General features: G+C 60.8%; 18 protein-coding genes. 14 read left to right on the top strand and 4 right to left on the bottom strand.

What is annotated here, in order from left to right:
• From MUO32_RS25290 to MUO32_RS25300, 3 genes are all read left to right on the top strand, one after another.
• A partial coding sequence (locus MUO32_RS25290; protein WP_257951265.1) for an aldehyde dehydrogenase family protein occupies positions 1–130 on the top strand: 130 nt, incomplete at its 5' end.
• 39 nt (positions 131–169) lie between these two features.
• On the top strand, positions 170–1,774 hold the full coding sequence (locus MUO32_RS25295; RefSeq protein WP_257951144.1) for a GMC family oxidoreductase: 1,605 nt from the start codon (positions 170–172) through the stop codon (positions 1,772–1,774).
• A 26-nt stretch (positions 1,775–1,800) separates the two neighbouring features.
• Entirely contained in the window at positions 1,801–2,472 is a 672-nt protein-coding gene (locus tag MUO32_RS25300) for a GntR family transcriptional regulator (protein WP_257951145.1), read from the top strand.
• A 15-nt stretch (positions 2,473–2,487) separates the two neighbouring features.
• Here MUO32_RS25300 and MUO32_RS25305 read toward each other — a convergent pair whose 3' ends face one another.
• Both MUO32_RS25305 and MUO32_RS25310 read right to left on the bottom strand, forming a co-directional pair.
• Entirely contained in the window at positions 2,488–3,666 is a 1,179-nt protein-coding gene (locus MUO32_RS25305; RefSeq protein WP_257951146.1) for an iron-containing alcohol dehydrogenase family protein, read from the bottom strand.
• Positions 3,667–3,714: 48 nt separating this feature from the next.
• On the bottom strand, positions 3,715–5,211 hold the full coding sequence (locus MUO32_RS25310) for an aldehyde dehydrogenase (protein WP_257951147.1): 1,497 nt from the start codon (positions 5,209–5,211) through the stop codon (positions 3,715–3,717).
• 108 nt (positions 5,212–5,319) lie between these two features.
• Here MUO32_RS25310 and MUO32_RS25315 point away from each other — a divergent pair, with 108 nt between their 5' ends.
• From MUO32_RS25315 to MUO32_RS25335, 5 genes are all read left to right on the top strand, one after another.
• Complete coding sequence (locus MUO32_RS25315; protein WP_257951148.1) at positions 5,320–6,183, top strand: transketolase; 864 nt, start codon at positions 5,320–5,322, stop codon at positions 6,181–6,183.
• A gap of 1 nt (position 6,184) precedes the next feature.
• Positions 6,185–7,174, top strand: a complete 990-nt coding sequence (locus MUO32_RS25320; protein WP_257951149.1) for a transketolase family protein — start codon at positions 6,185–6,187, stop codon at positions 7,172–7,174.
• Between the two features lie 105 nt (positions 7,175–7,279).
• On the top strand, positions 7,280–8,518 hold the full coding sequence (locus tag MUO32_RS25325) for a sugar ABC transporter substrate-binding protein (RefSeq protein WP_257951150.1): 1,239 nt from the start codon (positions 7,280–7,282) through the stop codon (positions 8,516–8,518).
• A 52-nt stretch (positions 8,519–8,570) separates the two neighbouring features.
• Positions 8,571–10,058 carry a sugar ABC transporter ATP-binding protein gene (locus MUO32_RS25330; protein WP_257951151.1) on the top strand — a complete coding sequence of 496 codons (1,488 nt, stop codon included), beginning with the start codon at positions 8,571–8,573 and terminating at the stop codon, positions 10,056–10,058.
• Positions 10,059–10,063: 5 nt separating this feature from the next.
• Entirely contained in the window at positions 10,064–11,050 is a 987-nt protein-coding gene (locus MUO32_RS25335) for an ABC transporter permease (RefSeq protein WP_257951152.1), read from the top strand.
• Between the two features lie 15 nt (positions 11,051–11,065).
• On the opposite strand, the gene MUO32_RS25340 is transcribed toward MUO32_RS25335, so the two are convergent.
• Positions 11,066–11,872: a shikimate dehydrogenase gene (locus MUO32_RS25340; protein ID WP_257951153.1), complete on the bottom strand. Its 807-nt coding sequence runs from the start codon at positions 11,870–11,872 to the stop codon at positions 11,066–11,068.
• Positions 11,873–11,954: 82 nt separating this feature from the next.
• Here MUO32_RS25340 and MUO32_RS25345 point away from each other — a divergent pair, with 82 nt between their 5' ends.
• Genes MUO32_RS25345 through MUO32_RS25355 form a run of 3 tightly spaced genes read left to right on the top strand, consistent with a single transcriptional unit; the run spans position 11,955 to position 14,773 of the window.
• Positions 11,955–13,085: an iron-containing alcohol dehydrogenase gene (locus MUO32_RS25345; protein WP_257951154.1), complete on the top strand. Its 1,131-nt coding sequence runs from the start codon at positions 11,955–11,957 to the stop codon at positions 13,083–13,085.
• The gene (locus tag MUO32_RS25350) at positions 13,082–13,777 is read left to right on the top strand and encodes an SDR family NAD(P)-dependent oxidoreductase (RefSeq protein WP_257951155.1); all 696 of its coding nucleotides are present in this window, start codon (positions 13,082–13,084) and stop codon (positions 13,775–13,777) included. Before MUO32_RS25345 ends, MUO32_RS25350 begins: the two co-directional genes overlap by 4 nt.
• A 12-nt stretch (positions 13,778–13,789) precedes the next feature.
• A complete protein-coding gene (locus MUO32_RS25355; protein WP_257951156.1) occupies positions 13,790–14,773 on the top strand; it encodes a zinc-binding dehydrogenase in 984 nt (327 codons plus the stop codon).
• 41 nt (positions 14,774–14,814) lie between these two features.
• On the opposite strand, the gene MUO32_RS25360 is transcribed toward MUO32_RS25355, so the two are convergent.
• Positions 14,815–14,976: a hypothetical protein gene (locus MUO32_RS25360; protein WP_257951157.1), complete on the bottom strand. Its 162-nt coding sequence runs from the start codon at positions 14,974–14,976 to the stop codon at positions 14,815–14,817.
• A 529-nt stretch (positions 14,977–15,505) separates the two neighbouring features.
• On the opposite strand from MUO32_RS25360, the gene aspT (MUO32_RS25365) reads away from it, so the two are divergent.
• The 3 genes from aspT (MUO32_RS25365) to aspT (MUO32_RS25375) are packed head-to-tail and all read left to right on the top strand — an operon-like array spanning position 15,506 to position 20,524.
• Positions 15,506–17,182: an aspartate-alanine antiporter gene (aspT, locus tag MUO32_RS25365; RefSeq protein ID WP_257951158.1), complete on the top strand. Its 1,677-nt coding sequence runs from the start codon at positions 15,506–15,508 to the stop codon at positions 17,180–17,182.
• 21 nt (positions 17,183–17,203) lie between these two features.
• Positions 17,204–18,790 (top strand): bifunctional aspartate transaminase/aspartate 4-decarboxylase, encoded by a 1,587-nt coding sequence (locus MUO32_RS25370; RefSeq protein ID WP_257951159.1) that lies wholly within the window; start codon positions 17,204–17,206, stop codon positions 18,788–18,790.
• Between the two features lie 60 nt (positions 18,791–18,850).
• Positions 18,851–20,524 carry an aspartate-alanine antiporter gene (gene aspT, locus MUO32_RS25375; RefSeq protein WP_257951160.1) on the top strand — a complete coding sequence of 558 codons (1,674 nt, stop codon included), beginning with the start codon at positions 18,851–18,853 and terminating at the stop codon, positions 20,522–20,524.
• The last annotated feature ends 116 nt before the right edge of the window (positions 20,525–20,640 follow it).

Consider the following 20,640-nt stretch of genomic DNA (forward strand, 5'->3'; position numbering starts at 1 on the left):
CGGCCTGATCTCCACGGCGGAAGCGCCATTCGGCGGTGTGAAACTCTCCGGCCTCGGCCGCGAAGGCTCGCGCTACGGCATCGAGGAGTTCACCGAGATCAAATATGTCTGCCTTGGTGGTATTGCCTGAGCAGCAAGCACGTCATGAAAACGCGTATGGGAGGATGTTTTGACGGACTATGTGATTGTGGGCGGAGGATCGGCCGGCAGCGCGCTGGCCGGGCGGTTGGCTATGTCGAATTCGGGAAAGGTGACAGTGCTCGAAGGGGGGCCGCGCGACCGTCACCCGCTGATCCATATCCCGGCAGGTTTCGTGAAGCTGCTCGATTCGAAGCTGCTCTACCACTACAAGACCGAAAAGCAGGCCGGCCTTGAGGGACGCGCACCAATCATGCCGCAAGGGGCTGTTCTGGGCGGGGGCGGCTCGGTCAATGCGACGATCTATATTCGCGGACAGCGTGGTGATTATGACACCTGGTCGTCGCTTGGGGCAGAAGGCTGGTCTTATTCGGAAGTGCTTCCCTATTTCCGGCGCGCCGAGGACAATGACCGTTTTTCCGATGCCTATCATGGCACGAGTGGTCCACTTGGGGTTTCCGATCTCCGGCAGATCAACGAATTGACGCGAGCCTTCGTACGCAGTGCCCAGGAGGCGGGTATCCCCTTCACACCCGACTTCAACGGCCGCCGCCAGCGTGGCGTCGGTTATAATCAAACCACAACGCGCAATGCACGACGCTGCAGCGCCGCGGTCGCCTACTTGCGACCTGCGCTCGCAAGCGGAAATCTCGACATCCAGACCGGTTGTTTCGTCACCCGTATTCTATTCGAAGGCGACCGCGCGGTCGGGGTCGAGTACCAGCAGGACGGTGTGCTTCGAACGATCCGCGCGCAGAAGGAGGTTATCCTCTCTGCGGGGGCGGTGCAGACACCGAAATTGCTGATGCTTTCAGGCGTGGGGCCGGAGGGGGAGCTAAAGCGCCATAACATCTCCGTCCATCACCGGCTTGAGGGGGTCGGCCAAAATCTTCAGGACCATCTCGAATTTCCAGCGATCCGCTACTGCACCGGGCGCTATGGCTATTTTGGCGAGGATACGTTCCTCCGCTCGGTCCGTAACGGTGTTCAATACCTTCTGTTCAAGTCGGGACCGGTCATGTCGAATGTCACGGAGGCCTGCGCCTTCGTCAATGTCGATGACATGGAGGAGGAGCCGAACGTGCAGCTGCACTTCGTGCCGATCGTGTTCCAGGATAGTGACCAGGAGCAGATAAAGCGGGCAGGGGCGACGATTAATCCTTGTGTGCTGCGGCCATCGAGCCGAGGCGAAATTCGCTTGCGTTCGACAAATCCGGCCGATCATCCGGTGATCGATCCACGCTATCTAAGTCATCCGGAAGACATGCGCCTCTCCGTCAAGGGCCTTCGGCTTGCACGCGAAATCCTTGCGCAATCCGCCTTCGCGCCTTTTGTCGAGAAGACGGAAGCCTTTCCCGGTTCGGATGTTGAAGACGAAGCGACCTTGCAGTCCTATATCCGCTCCAAGGGCAAGACAGTGTATCATCCAGTGGGAACATGCCGCATGGGAACGGATGAGATGGCGGTCGTAGACCCACAATTGCGTGTGAGGGGCTTGAGAAATCTCAGAATTGTGGACAATTCAATCATGCCCACATTGATTTCGGGCAATACCAACGCACCGGCGATTATGATCGGTGAAAAAGCGTCGGACTTGATCCGCGGCATTGACCCGCTGCCGCCGAGCAATGCCTGATATGCTGACCCAAAGGGAGGTGCCTTATGACGAGCTTGAGCAAACTGGACCGCGGCAACCTTTCCGAACAGGTTTATACGGCGATCCGCGAAACGCTAATGGACGGTCGATACGAACCGGGTGAACGGCTGCGCATCAGCAGCCTCGCTGACGAGTTGGGCGTTTCCATCACGCCGGTACGCGAAGCGATCTTTCGCCTCGTCAGCGAGCATGCCCTGGAGATGAAGGCGGCCACGGCAATCCATGTGCGGAACCTAGCGCCAGGTGAACTGCGCGAGATCCAGTTCATTCGCTATCATCTAGAAAGCGAAGCGGCTGCGCTCGCCGCCGAACGCATCACCCCAAAGGAGCTTGCCAATCTGGAAAGGCTGCAGGAGGCTTTCCGCGTGGCCGCAGGACAGAACCCGCAGGAAGCTTCGCTGATCAACAGGCAGTTTCATTTCTCCGTCGTTGCCGCCGCCGGTATGCCGCTCGTCTTCGCGACCGTGGAGAACATGTGGACGCTGATGGGGCCGCTGCTGAGGACGTTCCATATCACAGTGCCCGTCAGGGATCTGACGAGCGGTGCGCACAAACACTACGACCTCCTGCGCGCGCTGGCCAAGCGGGATGCGGCGGGAGCGAGAGCTGCGATGCAGGAGGACATCACTTGGGGTAAGGTGCTTGTTGATTGGCTGGAGAAAAAACGGGCGGTTTGACCACCCGTTGATGGTTCAAAAACTCGCAAGCACAATGGACCGGAGGTCGTCACGACCCGCTGGCCTGAGTGAACAGGCGACATCCTGCCCATAGTTGGTCATCGCGATTGCCACCAGAGTTTCGGTATCGCTCCGCGGAAGGCCGAGCGCGCCGAGTCTCCCCGACAGGCCGATGGATGCAAAGAAGGCCTGCAGAACCTCCGGAAGCGTATTGGCTCGTTCGGTCTCAGCCAAGTTGACAAGGTCCGGACGGAAGATCGTAGCGACGCGCGCAAGCGGTGCATTGGCCTCCGGAAGTGTCCAGCGCACGGTGGAAACGAGGAAAGCTGCGCAGCTTTCGCCGTGTGGCGTATCCTTGAGTGCGCCGAGCGCCTGACCGAGCGCATGCGGTATTCCGACGCCAACATTGCCGAGTGTGACGCCGGCCATGTAGCAGGCCTCGGCCATGCGTGTGCGTGCTTCGATGTTTGACGGATCGGCGCAGGCGATTGGCAGGTAGGTGGCAACAAGCTCCATGGCGCGGATCGAGAAAAGATCTGTCCAGGCGTTCGGCCGGGTGCCGATATAGCCCTCGAACGCATGCAGGAACGTATCGATGCCGGTCGATGCTGTGAGCCGCGGGGGCTTGCTGAGGTGCAGGCCGGGATCGATCAGCGCCACGTCAGGATAGCAATATGGGTGGATGATCGTCGCCTTCAACTTGAGCTCGGGATTGGAGAGCACAGCGAAGGGCGTAATTTCCGCACCGGTTCCGGCATTGGTCGGCACGGCGATGAGAGGCAGTCCGCGTTTCTCCAGCTGCCCTATCTCGGCGTTGGTGCGGGAGGTGAAATCCCAGACGGGGCCGCCGTTCGTCGTAGCGAGGGAAACGGCTTTTGCTGCATCGATAGTCGAGCCGCCACCGATCGCGATAATCGCGTCGGCCTGCCAGAGCCGTGCCTCGGCTGCAGCCGCATCACACGTCGCAGCGCGTGGATTGGGCACGATATCGTGCCATAGGCGGGTTTTCATGCCGGCGGCGGCAAGTTCCCCGACGATTCTGCCTTCAAGAGGTGTGCCTTTTAGAAAAGGGTCGATGAGAAGAAACAGTCTTCGGCCGAGCTTGGCGGCTTCCTGCGGCAGGGCCGCAATGGAGCCGGGGCCGAAGTGTACGCGCGTTGGCAGGGTGATCTGGTAGTTCGTCTGAGTGCTCATGGTTTCCCGTCCGAAAGGGAAGGCGGCAAGAGCCGCCTTCCAGATGGCTTAGAGTTCGATCCAGGTCGTCTTCAATTCGGTGTACTTGTCGAGTGCGTGAAGCGACTTGTCGCGCCCGTTGCCGGACTGCTTGAAGCCGCCGAAGGGTACCGTGACATCGCCGTGGTCGTAGCAGTTGACCCAGACACTGCCGGCGCGCAGCTTTCGCGATATTTTGTGGGCGCGGGAGAGGTCGCGGGTCCACACCGCGGCTGCAAGCCCGTAGCTGGTGTCGTTGGCGACCCGCACGGCTTCCTCGTCGTCCTTCACCGTGATGGCCGACAGGACGGGGCCAAAGATCTCTTCCCTGGCGATCGTCATCGAGTTCTTGACGTCGGCGAAGATGGTCGGGTTGACGTAGTAGCCGCCGAGACCGGTTTCCGGCCGGTTGCCGCCCAGCACAAGGCGCGCTCCTTCCTCCTGGCCCTTGGCGATATAGCCTTCAACACGCGAGCGGTGTCCGTCCTCGACAAGAGCACCCAGTTTCGTCTCGGGATCGAGCGGATCGCCCGGCCGAATCGACTTGGCGGTGTCGACAACGATCTCGAGGAACTGGTCATGAATACGTTCCGACAGGATCAGGCGCGACGGCGCAACGCAAACTTCGCCCTGATTGAAGCAGATCGCGGTGGCAGCTCGTTCGGCCGCGACGCGCAGTTCCGGCACGTCGTCCAGAATAATGTTCGGTGACTTGCCGCCGCATTCCAGGAAGACGCGCTTCATGTTCGACTGGCCGGCATATTGCAGGAAGAGTTTGCCCACTTCGCCCGAGCCGGTAAAGGCGAGGCAATCGATGTCCATATGCAGGCCCATCGCTTTGCCGGCCGTCGGGCCGAAGCCTGGCACGACATTGAAGACGCCATCGGGGATGCCCGCTTCCGCCGCCAGTTCCGCCATGCGTATGGCTGTCAGCGGTGACTGTTCGGCAGGCTTCAGGATGACGGAGTTGCCCATGGCGAGCGCCGGCGCAAGCTTCCATGAGGCCATCAGCATCGGAAAGTTCCATGGCACGACGGCGCCGACGACGCCCACCGGTTCGCGGGTGATGGTTGCGAGCTGATTCGGGCCGGTCGGAGCGATCTCGTCATAAAGTTTGTCGGGGCACTCAGCATACCATTGCAGCGTGTCGAGCACGACGTTGACGTCGATGGTGCGGCTTTCTGTGATCGGTTTGCCCATGTCGAGCGTTTCCAGAACCGCCAGCTCGTCCATATGCTTTTCGAACAACGCGGCGAACCGTTGGAGCACCTTCTTGCGCTCCTTTGGCGAACGATCACGCCAGACGCCGGCTTCGAAGGCTTTGCGGGCAGCCTTAACCGCAATGTCGACATCTACCGTATCGCAGGCTGCCACCTTGGCGATCACCTGGCCATCGCGCGGCGAGATGTTGTCGAAGGTTTCTCCAGAAGCCGCATCCACGAAGCGACCGTAAATAAACGCCTGGCCTTTGATGGCGAGGCGGCTGCGAATGCCGAGAATGTCGGATTTCGACAGTTGAAGGGTCATGCTCTCCTCCCTAAATTTGTGCGTGACATATATGATATATGATGTTAAATCGCATCCGGCAAGTGAATGTTGCTGCCCATCCGGCGGCAATGGCAGGGAGGATTTAGAGTGAATTCGGCACTGAGAAACGATTACCGCCCGGACGAGGCGACCATCGCGCGGCTTCGCGATCGGGCGCAGTTCGTGCGGCTGGAAACGATCCGTTTGATCGAGATCGCCAAAGTGGGTCACTACACGTCTGTCTTTTCGGCGGCGGAGATTTTCGCAGCGCTCTATTATGATGTGATGCGCCTTGGTGACGATCCGAAATGGGCCGATCGTGACCGCTTCCTTATGGGCAAGGGCCATGCCGCCGTCGGGCTCTTTCCCATCCTCGCTGATCTCGGCTATCTCTCGGCCGACCTGCTGAACGGTTACACCCGCCTCGGCAATCCGCTCGGCGACCATCCCGACATGCGCAAGGTGGCCGGCGTCGATTTCTCTTCCGGCTCTATCGGCCATGCCTTGTCGAATGGTCTCGGCATGGCGCTTGCCGGGCGCATGCAGGACCGTTCGTTCACAACGTTCGTCATGCTCGGGGATGGCGAAATGCAGGAGGGGCAGGTTTGGGAGGCGGCGCTCGGCGCGGCGCATCACAAGCTATCCCGCCTGGTCGCGATTGTCGATCGCAATGGTTACCAGCTGGATGGCGCGGTGGACGATGTCATGGGCATCGAGCCGCTTGACGAGAAATGGCGCGCCTTCGGTTGGGAGGTGCATGTCGTCGATGGCCACGACATAGGCGAACTGACGGCGGCGCTGCGTCGGGCGAAGGCGGACGAGGCCCGCACTCGGCCCTGCTGCATCATCGCTCGCACAATCAAGGGCAAGGGTGTCGGCTACATGGAAACCGAACCTGGCTGGCATCTCGGCTATCTCGATCCGAGCGATGCCGAAGCCGCCCGCGCCGAAATTCTCTCGAAGGTTATCTGACATGAGCCATGCGCTTGCACGTCCCCAGTCGCCAAATTCCTGGCACTATCGCGAACTGAACCAGAAGAATCCCGGTCTCGACCACCTTTCGAACGGGCTTATTTCCTTGGCGGAGGCGGGGTACCCCGTCATGGCAGGTTCGGCCGATCTGCAGTATTCGAATGGGCTCAACCGCTTTGCGGCGCGTTATCCGGATCGCTATGTCGGCTTCGGTATTTCCGAGCAGAACATGGTGTCGGCGGCAGCGGGCATCGCGACAACGGGCATGATGCCCTATGTCGCCACTTTTGCCTCTTTTCTCGGGCTGCTCACCTGCGAGCAGATCCGAATGGATGTCGCCTACTGCGCCTTGCCGGTTCGACTCATCGGACATCACACTGGCATTTCCATGGGCTTTTACGGAACCTCGCACCATGCGACGGAAGACATCGGCACGATGCGGTCGATCGCCGATCTGACCGTGGTGTCCCCGACCGATGGTCCGCAGCTGGAAGCGGCGATCCGGGCCAGCGTCGATCATGACCGTCCAATCTATTTTCGCACCGGGCGCGGGCGTGAACCCGACCTCTATGACCCCAAGGCCGATTTCGTCTTCGGCAAGGCGATTGAACATACGCGCGGCGAGGAGTTGACGATCATCGCTTGTGGCCTGCCGGTGCATCCCGCCGTTCAGGTTGCCAAGCGCCTCAATGCGGCCGGCCGCTCTGTCGGCGTCATCGACATGGCGACGGTCAAGCCGATCGACCGCGATGCCATCCTCGAAGCGGCGTCCCGTTCGAAGCTGCTGATGAGCATTGAGGAGCACAACATCATTGGTGGTCTTGGTGCCGCCGTTGCCGAAGTGCTGGCGGACGAGGGGGTCGGCAAGCGGCTCATCCGTCACGGTATCCACGACGAATATGCGCTGATCGCGCCGCCGACCCATCTCTATGCCCATTACAAGCTCGATGAGAAGGGCATCGAGGAACTGGTGCTGAAGGCCATCGGCTGACGGAGGATCGTGCCGGCAGAACTGCGCCGGAATGAAAGATATATCATGTATTTAAGAGAGGCTTGCGAGGGAGTGTCGCCGGCCCATTCAGGAGGAGGAGTGCATATGAAGACCTATGGAAAATTCATTTCTGCGGCGTTGTTGTTCACGGCTTTGTCTGGCCCGGTTCTCGCCGGAGACAAGCATGAACTTTATTCGCACATGCCGAATACTGCGCTGTCGGGTGTGATCGATCCGCAGATGGCGGATCGCGCCGATATCGCCAAGGCGCTGCCCAAGACACCAAAGGACCCGAAGAACATCGTGATCGGCTGGACCGAAATCACGCTGGGCAATGCCTGGTTCGTCGAAGTCGTTGAGGCGGCCAAGCGCAAGGCGGCCGAGTATGGTGGATACACCATCGACGTCCAGGTGGCAGATGGCGATCCTTCGAAGACCTCGGCGCATTTCGATTCCTTCATCACCAAGGGCGTCGACGTGATCGTGGTCGATCCGACCGATGTGGTCGGCGCGGCGACGGACGCCCAGCGTGCCGTCGATGCCGGTATCCCGGTGATCGCGCTCGGCACGGTGCCGGATGCGTCCGGGCCGTTCGTCACGACCGTTCTTGCCAATCCCTTCGGCAATGGCTTCGAGGCCGGCATCTATGCCGCCAAGAATGTCGGCAAGGAGGTCTCGATCGTCTCCGGCGTCACGATTGGTACGCTGGGTAACTCCACCTCCGAAAGCCGCATCACCGGACTTCTGTCGGGTATTGTTTTCGAACGCTCGAACCAGTTCAATCTCGGCCTCAGCCGCGAGGATGCGATGCTGAAGGGCTTCAACCTGTTTCAGGAGTTGAAGACCGGCGGTTCGTTCAAATGGTCGGAGGGCCAATTTGAAGTCGTCGGCATCCAGCCGGGCGGCTGGACAGAAGAGGGCGGCCTCAAGGGTGCCGAAGACCTCCTTGCCGGTCATGGCCGCCGCATCAATCTGATCCTCGCCGAAAACGACTTCATGGGTATCGGCGCGCTGACCGCGATCGAGAACATCGGCAAGAAGGGCCAGATTCCGGTCGCTGCGGCTGCTGACGGCTTCCGCGTCGCACTTGATCTCGTCAAGAGTGGCGACCTTCTCGTGACGGGCGCCAACAGTGGGCGCGCCACGGGTGAGGGCGTGATGGTGCTGATCAACGAGATCTTCCGCAAGGGGTTCGACGCCAACGACCTGCCGCTCGGCTCCTATTTCCCGGCCGAGATCATCACCAAGGACAATGTCGAGGGTCTCATCGATCCCGACCAGGCGAATCCGTTCTTCAAGTATGAGGTTCCGCCCTTCCGCACGATCTCTCAGATCCGCGGTTGAACTGTGCAGGGCATCGCCGGGAACCGGCGGTGCCCTTCGGGAGGAGAAGCAGATGCATCTTTCAATGTTGCAGATCGACAAGGCCTTCGGCGGTGTTGCCGCCCTCCAGGGTGCCAGCATCGAGGCGTTCGGCGGTGAGGTGCATGGCCTCATGGGAGAGAACGGAGCGGGTAAGTCCACTTTGATGAAAGTGCTTGCCGGCGCCTATCGGCGGGATGCCGGCGAAATCCACCTCGACGGGAAACCTGCCGATATTACCTCGCCGCACGATGCGATCGCCAAGGGCATATCGGTCATCTACCAGGAGTTTTCTTTGGCCGGGCATCTCTCCGTCGCGGAGAACGTGCTGATCGAAGAGCTGGGCCGGCCGGGCTTGCGCGTGCAGTGGGCCGATATGGTTCGCCGTACTCGCGCGCTGCTGGCCGATATGGGCTTCGAGGATATCGACCCGATGCAGCCCGCCGGCGAGATTCCGGTCGCCTACCAGCAAGTCGTGGAAATCTGCAAGGCGCTGTCACGCGAAAGCACGATCCTGGTTTTCGACGAGCCGACCGCCGTCCTGACACACCACGAGTCCGAGAAGCTTTTCCGTCTCATCCGCATGCTGCGCCAGCGCGGCGTGTGCATCCTCTACATCTCGCACCGACTGGAGGAAATTTTCACGCTTTGCGATCGGGTCACAGTGCTGAAGGACGGGCAGACGGTCGGCAGCTGGCCGATCGAAGCGATCAATCAGAAGAGCCTTGTCCGCCACATGATCGGCCGTGAACTCTCCGACCTTTTCCCGCCGCGCAACGCCGTGATCGGCGAAGCGCTGCTGGAGGTAGATGGCCTCAATGCCGGACCAATGGTGCGCGACGTCTCGTTCTCCGTCCGGGCGGGCGAGGTGCTCGGCATAAGCGGTCTCGTGGGAGCGGGGCGCACGGAAACCATGCGCGCCGTCTTCGGTGCCGATCCGATCCAATCGGGCCGCATTAGGCTTGCCGGCCGGGAGATCGTCAACGCATCGCCGGGCCAGGCAGTCGCCAATGGTATCGGTATGCTCCCGGAAGACCGCAAGCACCAGGGCGTGCTGCTAGACCAGCCGATCCGCGTCAACGCCATGATGACGCCGGTCAATCCCTTCATCTCGGCCCTGGGCTTTATCCGCAATCGCGAGGAAATCGCCGCCGTCGAGGAGATCGCCCAGTCACTCCGGTTGAAGTCAGCTGGCATAGACATTTCGGCCGGAACGCTTTCCGGCGGTAACCAGCAGAAGGTGGCGATCATGAAATGGATCGCCGCAAAGTGCCGCGTGCTTATCTTCGACGAGCCGACACGCGGCGTTGACGTTGGTGCCAAGATCGAAATCTACCGCGTCATGAACGAACTCGCCGAGGCGGGTGCGGCCGTCGTCATGGTCTCCTCGGATATGCTGGAGGTGATCGGCATGTCGGACCGGGTCATCGTCATGCGCCAGGGACAGGTCGCCGGCGAACTTCAGAAACATCAGATCAGCGAGGAGGCCATCATCGACCTCGCCATGGGAACGGAGGCGTGACCCTCATGCAGAAGAAAACCGGCATCGCCACGTTTTTGATACGCTACAACATCTTCCTCATGCTGGCGCTGCTGGTCGTTGCCTCCGCACTGCTGTCGGATGTGTTCCTGACGTCGCAGAATCTGTGGAACCTGCTGCGCCAACTCGTGCCGCTGGCGCTTGTTTCCATCGGCATGCTTCTGGTGATCCTGACCGGCGGTATCGACCTTTCGGTGGGAGCGCTGGCGGCGATCGGTGCGATGGTCATCGCCATGCTGTTGCCCTATCTGCCGGATCAGGCTGCAATCGGCTTGCTTGCCGGCATCGTCGCAGCCGTTGCCGCCGGCGCTTTGCTCGGCGCGGTGACGGGGGTGCTCGTCGCAGTCTTCCGTATGGCGCCTTTCATCGCATCGCTCGCCATGATGACGGTTGCACGCGGCATCGCGTTTATGGTGTCGAACGGCCAACCCGTGCGATTTCCGCGAGATGCAGGTGCGGCGGATCTCATGCGCGCTTTCGGCAACAGCGCAGTGCCGGGGATCGGCATGCCGTGGCCTGTTTTGATGGCGCTCGGCTTCATCGTTCTGTTCGTGACGCTGATGGCACAAAGCAAGTTCGGCCGTCTCGTCGTCGCCACGGGTTCGAACGAGGTCGCCGTGCGCCTCGCCGGCATTCCCGTCGCTCGCTACAAGTTCCTCGTCTATGTCATCGCGGGCGGATTGTCGGCGCTTGCCGGCGTGGTGGCGACAGCGCGCACCGCCGTCGGCACGGCCAATACGGGGTTCGGCCTGGAGCTCGATGCTATCGCGGCCTGTGTGATCGGCGGTGCCTTGTTGTCGGGCGGCAAGGGTTCGGTGGTCAATACGATGATCGGCGTGCTCATCCTTGGCCTTATCGGCAACATCATGAACCTTCTGTCGGTGCCAGCCTATCCGCAGCAGATCATCAAGGGCGTCATCATCGTCTTCGCCGTCCTGCTGCAGAACGTCAGCGGTGAAACGAAGCGGACCTGAACCGTTACCGGGCGCTCAGGCGCCCGGCTCATCCAGCAGAAATCCAGCCAGTAACTCGATCTGACCGGTGATCATATGCACACCCTTGTGGGCCATGCACCCCCGTTCCTCCGCCAGCCGCAGCAGAGGCGTGACGTCGGGTTCCATCACGACCTCAGCCACCAGCGTTCCCGCTTCCAGCGTGTCGGGATCGACGGGCAGGGCGTCTCCCGGCTTCATGCCAAGCGAGGTGCCGTTGACGACAAGGTCGAAGCCACGCGCATCGGCCGGTGCGGCAACGATGTCGCGGCCTCGAAAAGCGTTGCGAAGCCGTACTGCGAGTTCTTCAGCCTTTTCGAGGGAGCGATTGGCGATGGCAAGACGATCGACGCCGCCGCGCACCAGCGCTTCGGCTATCCCTGTTGCCGCGCCGCCCGCACCAACGAGAAGGGCTTTGCGCCCGTGGATGATATGCCCTTCACGCAGGAGACCCTGCACGAAACCGGCGCCGTCGAACATCTCGCCGTGGAAGCGGCCATCGGGCATGCGCCGCGCGACATTGGCGACACCGAGAAAGTCGGCCGTTTCGGAACGGCTGTCGCACAGACCAGCAACGCTTGTCTTGTGGGGGATCGTCACGATCACACCCGCAAGGCTCTCGATGCGGCGCAGGCCCGCGAAAGCGTCGGAAAGGTTTTCCGGCGCGACCTGCCAAGGCACGAGAACGGCATCGATGCCCTTTTTCGTGCAGTAGGCATTGAAATAGGTGGGCGTGCGCAGATGGCGGGATGGGTAGGCGAGATGCACGATGACGCGTGTCGTGCCGGTAATGCGTCGATCCATTGATGGGCCCTCCAGATGAAACAGCATCTATCTTAAAATATATCATATATCATGTAAACGCGAATGCGCGGAGGAAATCAAAATGCGGTTGAAACACAAGCCCATTATGGAGATGTTCGATACGAGCGTCACCGTCTTCGGTGCGCCGGGTCGCTACATCCAGGGGCAGAACGCCTGGCGGCTGGTGGGTGACTGTGCTGCAACTCTTGGCTCCAGCGCCGTCCTCGTCATAGACGGAGCGATCCGCGACATGCTCGCCGGGCAGGTGGAAGAAAGCTGCAAAGCCGCGGGCGTCGCGCTCGAGACGCTTTCGTTCTCCGGCGAGCTGGGCAGAACGACCGGTCAGGACCTGCAAACCCGGATGACGAGCCCAGTTTCCATCGTCATTGCGGCCGGTGGCGGGCGGGCGATCGATGCCGGCAAGGCGCTTGCCGAGCGTATCGGCGGCGGCCTCATCACCTTGCCGACGGTCGCCTCCAATGATGCTCCAACCTCCAAGAATTTCGTACTCTACGACGATGCGCACCGCCTTCTCGAAGTGCGCCATCTTATGCGTAATCCGGATTTCGTGATCGTCGACACGACAATCCTCTCGATGGCGCCCAAGGCGCTGTTTCTTGCGGGGCTTGGCGATGCGGTCGCCAAGAAGTTCGAGGCGGACGCCTGCTTCAGAAGTGGTGGCGGAACAATGTTTCTGGCGAGCTCGACACGGCTTGCCCACAGCATCGCGGAAACCTGCTATGACACGCTCGTGCGCCATGGCGCGGCCGCCTGGTCGGTCGTCGGAACCGGCGCGGTAACGGAGGATTTTGAAGCCTCCGTCGAAGCGATGATCCTCATGGCTGGGTTGGGTTTCGAAAGCGGAGGGCTTTCTCTGCCCCACGCGCTGACCCGAGGCATTCCGCTTCTTCCCGGTGGTGGCGAGGTCTTACATGGCATCCAGGTTGCCTGGGCGCTGATCATTCATTTCGAAACGCTGGGGATCGAGCCTCCGCCCGAACTGGTGCGCCTGTACGATGCCGTCGGGCTGCCTCTTTCTCTGCGCGCTATGGGCCTGTCCCAACCCTCGCACAGCGATCTTCTCGCACTTGCCGACGCGACGCTCGCCGTGCGGCACGCGAAGAACATGCCGTTTGAAGTTGATGCGGAAATGCTCGTGAATGCCATCCTGCGGGTCGAGGAGAAGGCTGTGGCAAGGAGTGTCGAAGCATGACCGGTCGTCTTGCTGTTATCACTGGTGGCGGTACCGGTATCGGTCGCGCTACAGCCGAACGCCTTCTGTCGGAGGGGTGGCGGGTGATTGCTGTCGGCCTCGATCGCGATGACGATCTGCCGGAAGATATCCGTTTCCATAAGGCTGATGTGACGGACACTGTCGCCATGCTTTCGGCGCTTGACGGCGAGAACGGCTTGCATGGTTTCGTTCATTGCGCAGGCATCCTCCGCCATGAAAAGGAATGGCAGATCGCGGACTTTGACGCGGTGATGAAGGTGAATGTCAGTGCTGGTTTCGCACTCGCAAATGCCCTCTTGCCGCGTCTGGAGGCGGCGGGCGGTTCGATCGTCATGCTCGCCTCGATGTGGGCGATTTTCGGTTCGGCCGGCGCGCCGGCCTATACGGCCAGCAAGGGTGCGGTGGCGGCCGTCACCCGCTCGATGGCCGTCGCCTGGGCGCCAAAGGGCGTCCGGGTCAATTCCGTGGCGCCAGGTTGGGTGGAAACGCGCATGTCGGCGCGTGCCCGCACAGATGGCGAGCGGGCAGGACTCATCAACGGCCGCATCCCCATGGGACGCTGGGCGCAACCCTCTGAAATCGCCTCGGTCATTCGCTTCCTGCTGTCGCCAGATGCCGCTTATGTCACGGGGACCATGCTGCCGATCGACGGTGGCTATTCCGTTTGCTGAAAGGATAATGAGATGAAAGCTTGGGTTCATCATGAAACCGGCGCCCCGGATGTCCTGCGTCTGGAAGAACGGCCACGACCGGTACCCGGCAAGGGCGAAGTGCTCGTGCGCAATCGTGCGATCGGCCTCAACCCTGTCGACTGGAAGTTTATCGAATGGGGGCATCCGTCCTGGGAATGGCCGCATGTTCCCGGGGTCGATGGCGCAGGTGAGGTTGAGGCGTTGGGCGAGGGCGTCTTTCACATCGCGCTCGGCGCGCGTGTGGCCTATCACAACGATCTGGTTCAGCCGGGTTCATTTGCCGAATACACCGTGGTGCCGGCAAGGGCGTTGATCCCGTTGCCGACGTCACTGCCGTTTGCTGCTGCGGCAACCATCCCGTGCCCCGGCTTGACGGCATTCCAAGCCGTGTCGAAGGTTCCACTCGGTCCCGGTGCCCATGTCCTGGTAACGGGCGCGTCCGGTGCGGTCGGTGGCGCCCTGCTGCAGCTGGCGCGCGCCCGTGGCTGGATCGTTCATGCTGTCAGCTCTTCCTCGCAGGCCACAAGAGTGCTGCGTATCGGCGCGGCGACCACAACTGACTATCGCAGCCCCCAATGGCGCGAGGAAATCAGAGAAAGAACGCGTGCCCAGCCGCTACAGGCTGTGTTTGACATGGTGAACGGCGCACATGCCGCTTCGCTGGCGCCTCTTCTGACGGCGAACGGTCATCTCGTCTGCATTCAGGATCGGCAGGAAAATGCGCCGCTCCCCGCCTTTACGACCACGATCTCACTGCACGAGGTTGGTCTAAACGCCATGCACAGTCATGGGGACGATTGGCAATGGGCCAATCTCGTCGCTGCTGGCGCGTCTATTGCCAAGGATATCCTCGAAGGTCGTTTCGATGCCCAAATCGTCGAGACCGCTTCCTTCGAGGCTTTGCCGGAAGCGCTCACGCGCCTGAAAGCGGGTCCGAACCCGGGCAACCGAGTTGTTTTGATGGATGCGTCGTGAGCTGATGAGGACGAACAAGCGCCTGCGGTGCCGTTGTCTGGTCAATCGGTGCGCTTGAACAAGCTTCCATGATCACAAAACAAGGCGCCGGGGCACTTCTTCGGGGCGATCGCACCGTTGGCCGTGTCGCTAGTGGAGACCGTCTCGACTGAGCTGCCGAGCTGGGGCATGGTCGAGACGCCGAGACCGGCTGGCTCGGTCAAGACGGCATTGCCATTTAAGGTGTTGTAGCGGCTGTGAGGGGCAGACGTCACTGCGGCGTTCGATGGCGGATCTTTGGATCGGTGGCATGATGACTGCTGACCAGGCCGCGAAAGTAATTCACAAGCCCGTCTCGAAGGCCGTTTTTGATGTCTGAGGCCCCCGATGTTGCCCGGACGCAGAGGTTTCCTATGCCGAAGACGAGGACAAACAATGAGTTGCGAACATCTTTGGCGGAGACTCTACCCTTCGCTCACCGGGTCCGGCTGGGAAGTTAGTCCGGCGCGCATTGGATGTCCGGCAAATCGATGCGCCCGGTCCATCTCGGAAAAATCCACGTGTATCTCGCCCACTCGCGCATCCTCCCGAGGGGTGGAGAAATAATTCGATCGCCAAGAAGTTGAGTCTGGACAGAAGGTTATATTCTGCCAAATATGCCGCGTGCCATTCGGCGCATGCGTTTCAGAGCTAGCCCAGATCTAATTCGGGATCGAGATTCGTTCGGATCGGAACCTCAAAAAGGATAGTGTTATGTCGCTCTTGACAGGTATATTCGAACAATCACCGATCATCGCCTTATTCCTTGCGCTTGCAGGCGGCTACTGGATCGGCAAGTTCCAGTTCGGCAAATTCCAGCTAGGCGGCGTGGCGGGGTCACTTCTCGTCGCGGTTGTCATTAGTCAGGTCGGCGTCAAAATCGACGACGGCATCAAGGCCGTTCTTTTCGCTCTTTTTATCTATGCCGTGGGCTTCGAGAGCGGCCCGCAGTTCTTCCGTTCACTCGGGCGACAGTCGATCCGCGAGATCGTCATGGCAGCCGTTCTGTCGCTCAGCGGCTTGGCGACCGTTGTGGTCCTCGCCAAGCTCTTCGCGCTCGACAAAGGGCTTGCGGCAGGTATCGCAGCGGGCGGGTTGACGCAATCGGCGATCATAGGCACCGCAAGCTCGGCCATTGAAAAGCTAGGGCTGGCTGCGGATGAGGTCCAGAAACTCCAGTCGAACGTCGCCATTGGCTATGCCGTCACCTATATTTTTGGTTCATTCGGGGCGATCATTGTTTGTGTCAACCTTCTGCCCTGGCTGATGAAGCGGAGCATTCGCGATGATGCGGTCAAGGCTGAGGCAGAGATGCTGAAGGGTGCGCGCATCTATGGCCAGGGCGAGGCGCCAGCCCTCCCGGAGCTGGTTGGCCGTGTTTACCGCGTGGAATCGGCAGCAGGCCAGACTGTAGCCGCGGTCGAAGGGGCTGGTGCGGTCACGGTCGAACGGGTCAAACGCGGCGGCAAGATCATCGGCATCGAGCCTGGTCTGACGCTGAAACGTGATGACCTCATCCTCGTCGTCGGCCGCCGTTCGGGTGTGATTGGGCTGGAGGCGCGGATCGGAACGGAAACACCCGGCGCCGACGGCATGGAGCTGATTGTCACCACCCGTGATATTCAGATTACCGACAAGGAGTTCGCTGGCCAGAAGGTGGCGGAGATCCTATCCAAGAGCGAGAACCTTCGACACGGAATCTATGTTCTCGGTGTCAGCCGGGCCGGAGCGAAGCTGGAGCTTTCCAACGACACGGTGATCGAAGCTGGCGACATCGTGACCGTCCATGGCGTGCAGGAAGACCTGCAGCGCCTCGCCGGGCGGGTCGGTCCGGCCATCATTCCCAGCGACAAGACGGATTTCGTGTTCCACGGGCTCGGCCTCGTCGCCGGCCTTCTCGCCGGGCTCTTGGTGCTGCGCATTGGTTCTATTCCCCTAACGCTGGGGGCAGGGGGCGGTGCGCTGCTTTCGGGTCTTGCCTTCGGATGGTATCGCAGCCGCCACATGGCCATTGGCAATATGCCGACCGGTGCCTCGACCCTCCTGCGGGATCTTGGCCTTGCCGGCTTCGTCGCCGTCGTTGGTCTCCAGTCCGGGCAGCAAGCGGTACAGACCATCGCCCAGAGCGGATTGTCGATCTTCTTGATCGGTGTCGTCGTCACCATCCTTCCGCTTGTCCTGACCATGCTCGTCGGACGCTACATCCTGCGTTACGACAATGTGGCGGTCTTCGCCGGCGCGCTCTCCGGATCGCGTAGCGCCAATCCAGCCTTCGGCGAAATTCTCGACAAGGCCGGAAATTCTGTTCCAACCACGTCTTTTGCCATTACCTATGCACTTGCCAACGTGTTCCTGACCTTGCTCGGCCCTCTGGTCGTGGCGCTGGTCTAATCGTTAACCGGAGTTGAAACGATGAACGATTACAGCCAATTCGCACAGCTCAGCCCCTTCGAACTGAAGGACGAACTCATCAAGCTGGCCTCGAGCAAGACAGATCGCATGATGCTGAATGCCGGGAGAGGCAACCCGAATTTCCTCGCCACGCTCCCGCGGCGCGCCTTTTTCCGACTAGGACTGTTCGCCACGGCGGAATCGGAACTGTCCTATTCCTACATGCAGCATGGCATCGGCGGGTTGCCGCGGATTGAAGGCATTGAGGCGCGGTTCGAACGCTTCATCGCCGAGCATCGCGATCAGGAAGGTGTCGTCTTCCTCGGCCGCGCGCTCAGCTATGTACGCGACCAGCTTGGTCTCTCGGCATCGGACTTCTTGCATGAAGTTGTCGAGGGCATTCTGGGCTGCAACTACCCGGTGCCTCCACGGATGCTGCGCGTGAGCGAGCAGATCGTGCGCCAGTACCTGATGCGCGAGATGGTGGGTGGTCAGATATCGGCACAGGATGTCGATGTCTTCGCGGTAGAGGGCGGTACAGCCGCCATGACCTACATCTTCGACACGCTGAAGCAAAACCAGCTGGTCAAGGCTGGCGACAAGGTGGCGATCGGCATGCCGGTCTTCACACCCTACATCGAAATCCCCGAGCTCGACGTCTACGGCCTGGAGGAGGTATCGATCAACGCGGATCCGGAAAACGGCTGGCAATATCCTGACAGCGAGCTGGAAAAACTGAAGGATCCGGCGATCAAGATCTTCTTCTGCATCAATCCGTCGAACCCGCCTTCGGTGAAACTGGACGACCGCAGCCTGAACAAGATCGCTGAGATCGTGAAGAACGACCGGCCGGATTTGATGATCCTGACCGACGATGTCTATGGCACCTTTGCCAATGATTTCCGCTCGCTGTTCGCGGACTGCCCGGAAAACACGATCCTGGTTTACTCCTATTCGAAGTATTTCGGTGCGACCGGTTGGCGGCTTGGTGCTGTGGCGCTTCGGCAAGGAAATGTGCTGGACGCTGCGCTGGCCGCGTTGCCCGACGCGGACAAGGCTATGCTGGAGCGTCGGTACTCCTCGATAACGACCGATGTACCCGGTCTGAAACTGATCGACCGCCTCGTCGCTGACAGCCGTACCGTGGCACTGAACCATACTGCGGGCCTATCGACGCCACAGCAGGTCCAGATGGTGCTCTTCTCGTTGTTTGCGCTGATGGACGAAAGCGACAGCTACAAGACGGCCCTGAAGGGCGTTATCCGCCGCCGTCAGGCCGCGCTTTACGCGGAGCTCGGCATCGAGATGCCGGACGACGAAAACTCGGTAGACTATTATACCCTGCTCGACATGGAGAAGGTTTCGGAAGCGCTTTACGGCTCCGAGTTCGCTGCATGGGTAAAGAAGAGCTTCGGGCCGAACGAGCTGCTTTTCCGGATTGCTGACGAGACGGGCATTGTCCTGTTGCCTGGGCGTGGCTTTGGGACGCAGCATCCGTCGGGTCGGGCCTCGCTCGCCAATCTCAACGAGTATGAGTATGCCCGCATCGGCCGCGCCTTGCGCAAAATGGCCGATGAATACCATGTAGCCTGGAAGAAAAAGGGCTGAGTTGAACGATGCGGCTCCCGGCCAGGGAGCCGCATACACTTCCGGCTGCCCGGAGAGATCATGGCCCTACTGACCGATCCCGTCATCGCGCTTTTCGTTTGTCTCGGCCTTGGCCATCTCCTGGGGCGGGTGAGGATAGGGCCGGTGGTGCTTGGCGGGGTCTGCGGCACGCTTTTCGTCGCGTTGGCCATCGGGCAGCTGGGCGTCAGCATCAGCGCGGATCTCAGAAACACCGCCTTCGCCCTGTTCATCTATGCACTCGGCTTTTCAGCCGGGCCGCAGTTCTTCGCCAACATCCGGGGCGGATGGCGCTATGGCATCTTTTCGATCATCGAGGTCGTCTGCGTGCTGGCATTGGTGGCGGGCGCGACCGTAATATTCGGATTCGATGCGGGAACCAGCGCCGGGCTTTTCGCAGGGGCTGCGACCGAGTCCGCCGTTGTCGGTACGGCATCAGAGGCCTTGGGGCATCTTGCGTTGCCTGAGGCCGAGATTCTTCAATTACAGGCCAATACCGCGACAGCTTACAGTCTGACCTATCTCTTTGGTCTCGTTGCCATCGTCGTCTTCACGACGCAGATTGCGCCGATGATCCTTCGCATCAACCTTCGCGAGGAGGCTGCGGCTTTTGCCGTGCAACTGGGCGCGGTCGAGGAAGAGAAAGACCATCCTGAGGCCCTCACGGTTTTCGTCGGCCGGGCTTTCGCCGCCGGTCCTGCCGCCGGTATGACTGTTGGCGACTTCGAGCGCAGCCGGAACAGGACGGTTTTCGTGGAGCGGGTAAAGCGGGGAGAAGAAGTGTTTTCTCCTCCCGGGGATGTCCTCATCATGCACGACGACGTCCTCATCCTGCATGGGCGGCGTAATGCGGTGGTTGCTGCCGCGTCCGCCGTTGGCCAGGAGCAACTGGTGCCAGCCGGGATATCGGTTCCGCTTGCCCGGCGCGAAGTGATCGTCAATCGCTCTGAGATCAATGGAATGCATGTCCGTGATCTGCGCGACGCCGCTCCGGCCGATATGGCGAGGGGACTTTTCGTCGAGAGCATCCGCCGTATGGGGCAGACGATCCCAGCGTTTCCGAAGACGGTCCTGCAGCGCGGCGACATTCTGACACTCTATGGCCCGGAAGCTGCGGTTGAGCGGGCGGTGAAGGAACTTGGAGCGCCGGTTGCCGCAAGCGAGGCGACCGATTTTGTGGTTCTTGGCCTGGGCGTGCTCACCGGCTTGCTGATCGGCCGTTTCTCCGCCGAAATCGCTGGGATGGAATTGACACTTGGCACTGGCGGCGGTGCGTTGATCGCTGGTCTCGCCTTCGGCTGGCTGAACATGCGAAGGCCGCGTCATGGCAATCTGCCGACCGCGGCCGCCGGTTTCATGAAGGATTTCGGCCTTGCAGTCTTCATCGCCGCCATCGGGCTTGGCGCCGGGCCTGATGCCGTGACCCTGGTCATGGAGTACGGTCTGATTCTTCCCGTTCTCGGCGTGCTCGTTTCGGCCGTGCCGGCATTCGTTTCTTTGCTCGTCGGGTGGAAGCTGATGAAGATCGAGCCGCCGATCCTTCTTGGCATTATCGCCGGCCAGCATTGCAGCACGCCGACGATCAGCGCGTTGGTAGGCCAGGCAGGGAACTCGACGCCGGTCATCGGCTATACCGTCACTTATGCTATTTCGAATGTTATTCTGCCGCTACTCGGACCCGTTGTCGTCGGATTGTCGAGAGCGCTCGGTTCTTGAGGTATCATTGCCGTCGGCACGGCAAGTTTCGGTCGATCATGCCGGCGCTGGTAGCGACGGGTCAGTTCGGCCGAGGGGCAAGATCGGTACGCGGCGAATGGCCGGCAAAGAGCTGC

It is taken from the genome of Shinella sp. CPCC 101442, assembly GCF_024704725.1.
Lineage (GTDB): Bacteria > Pseudomonadota > Alphaproteobacteria > Rhizobiales > Rhizobiaceae > Shinella.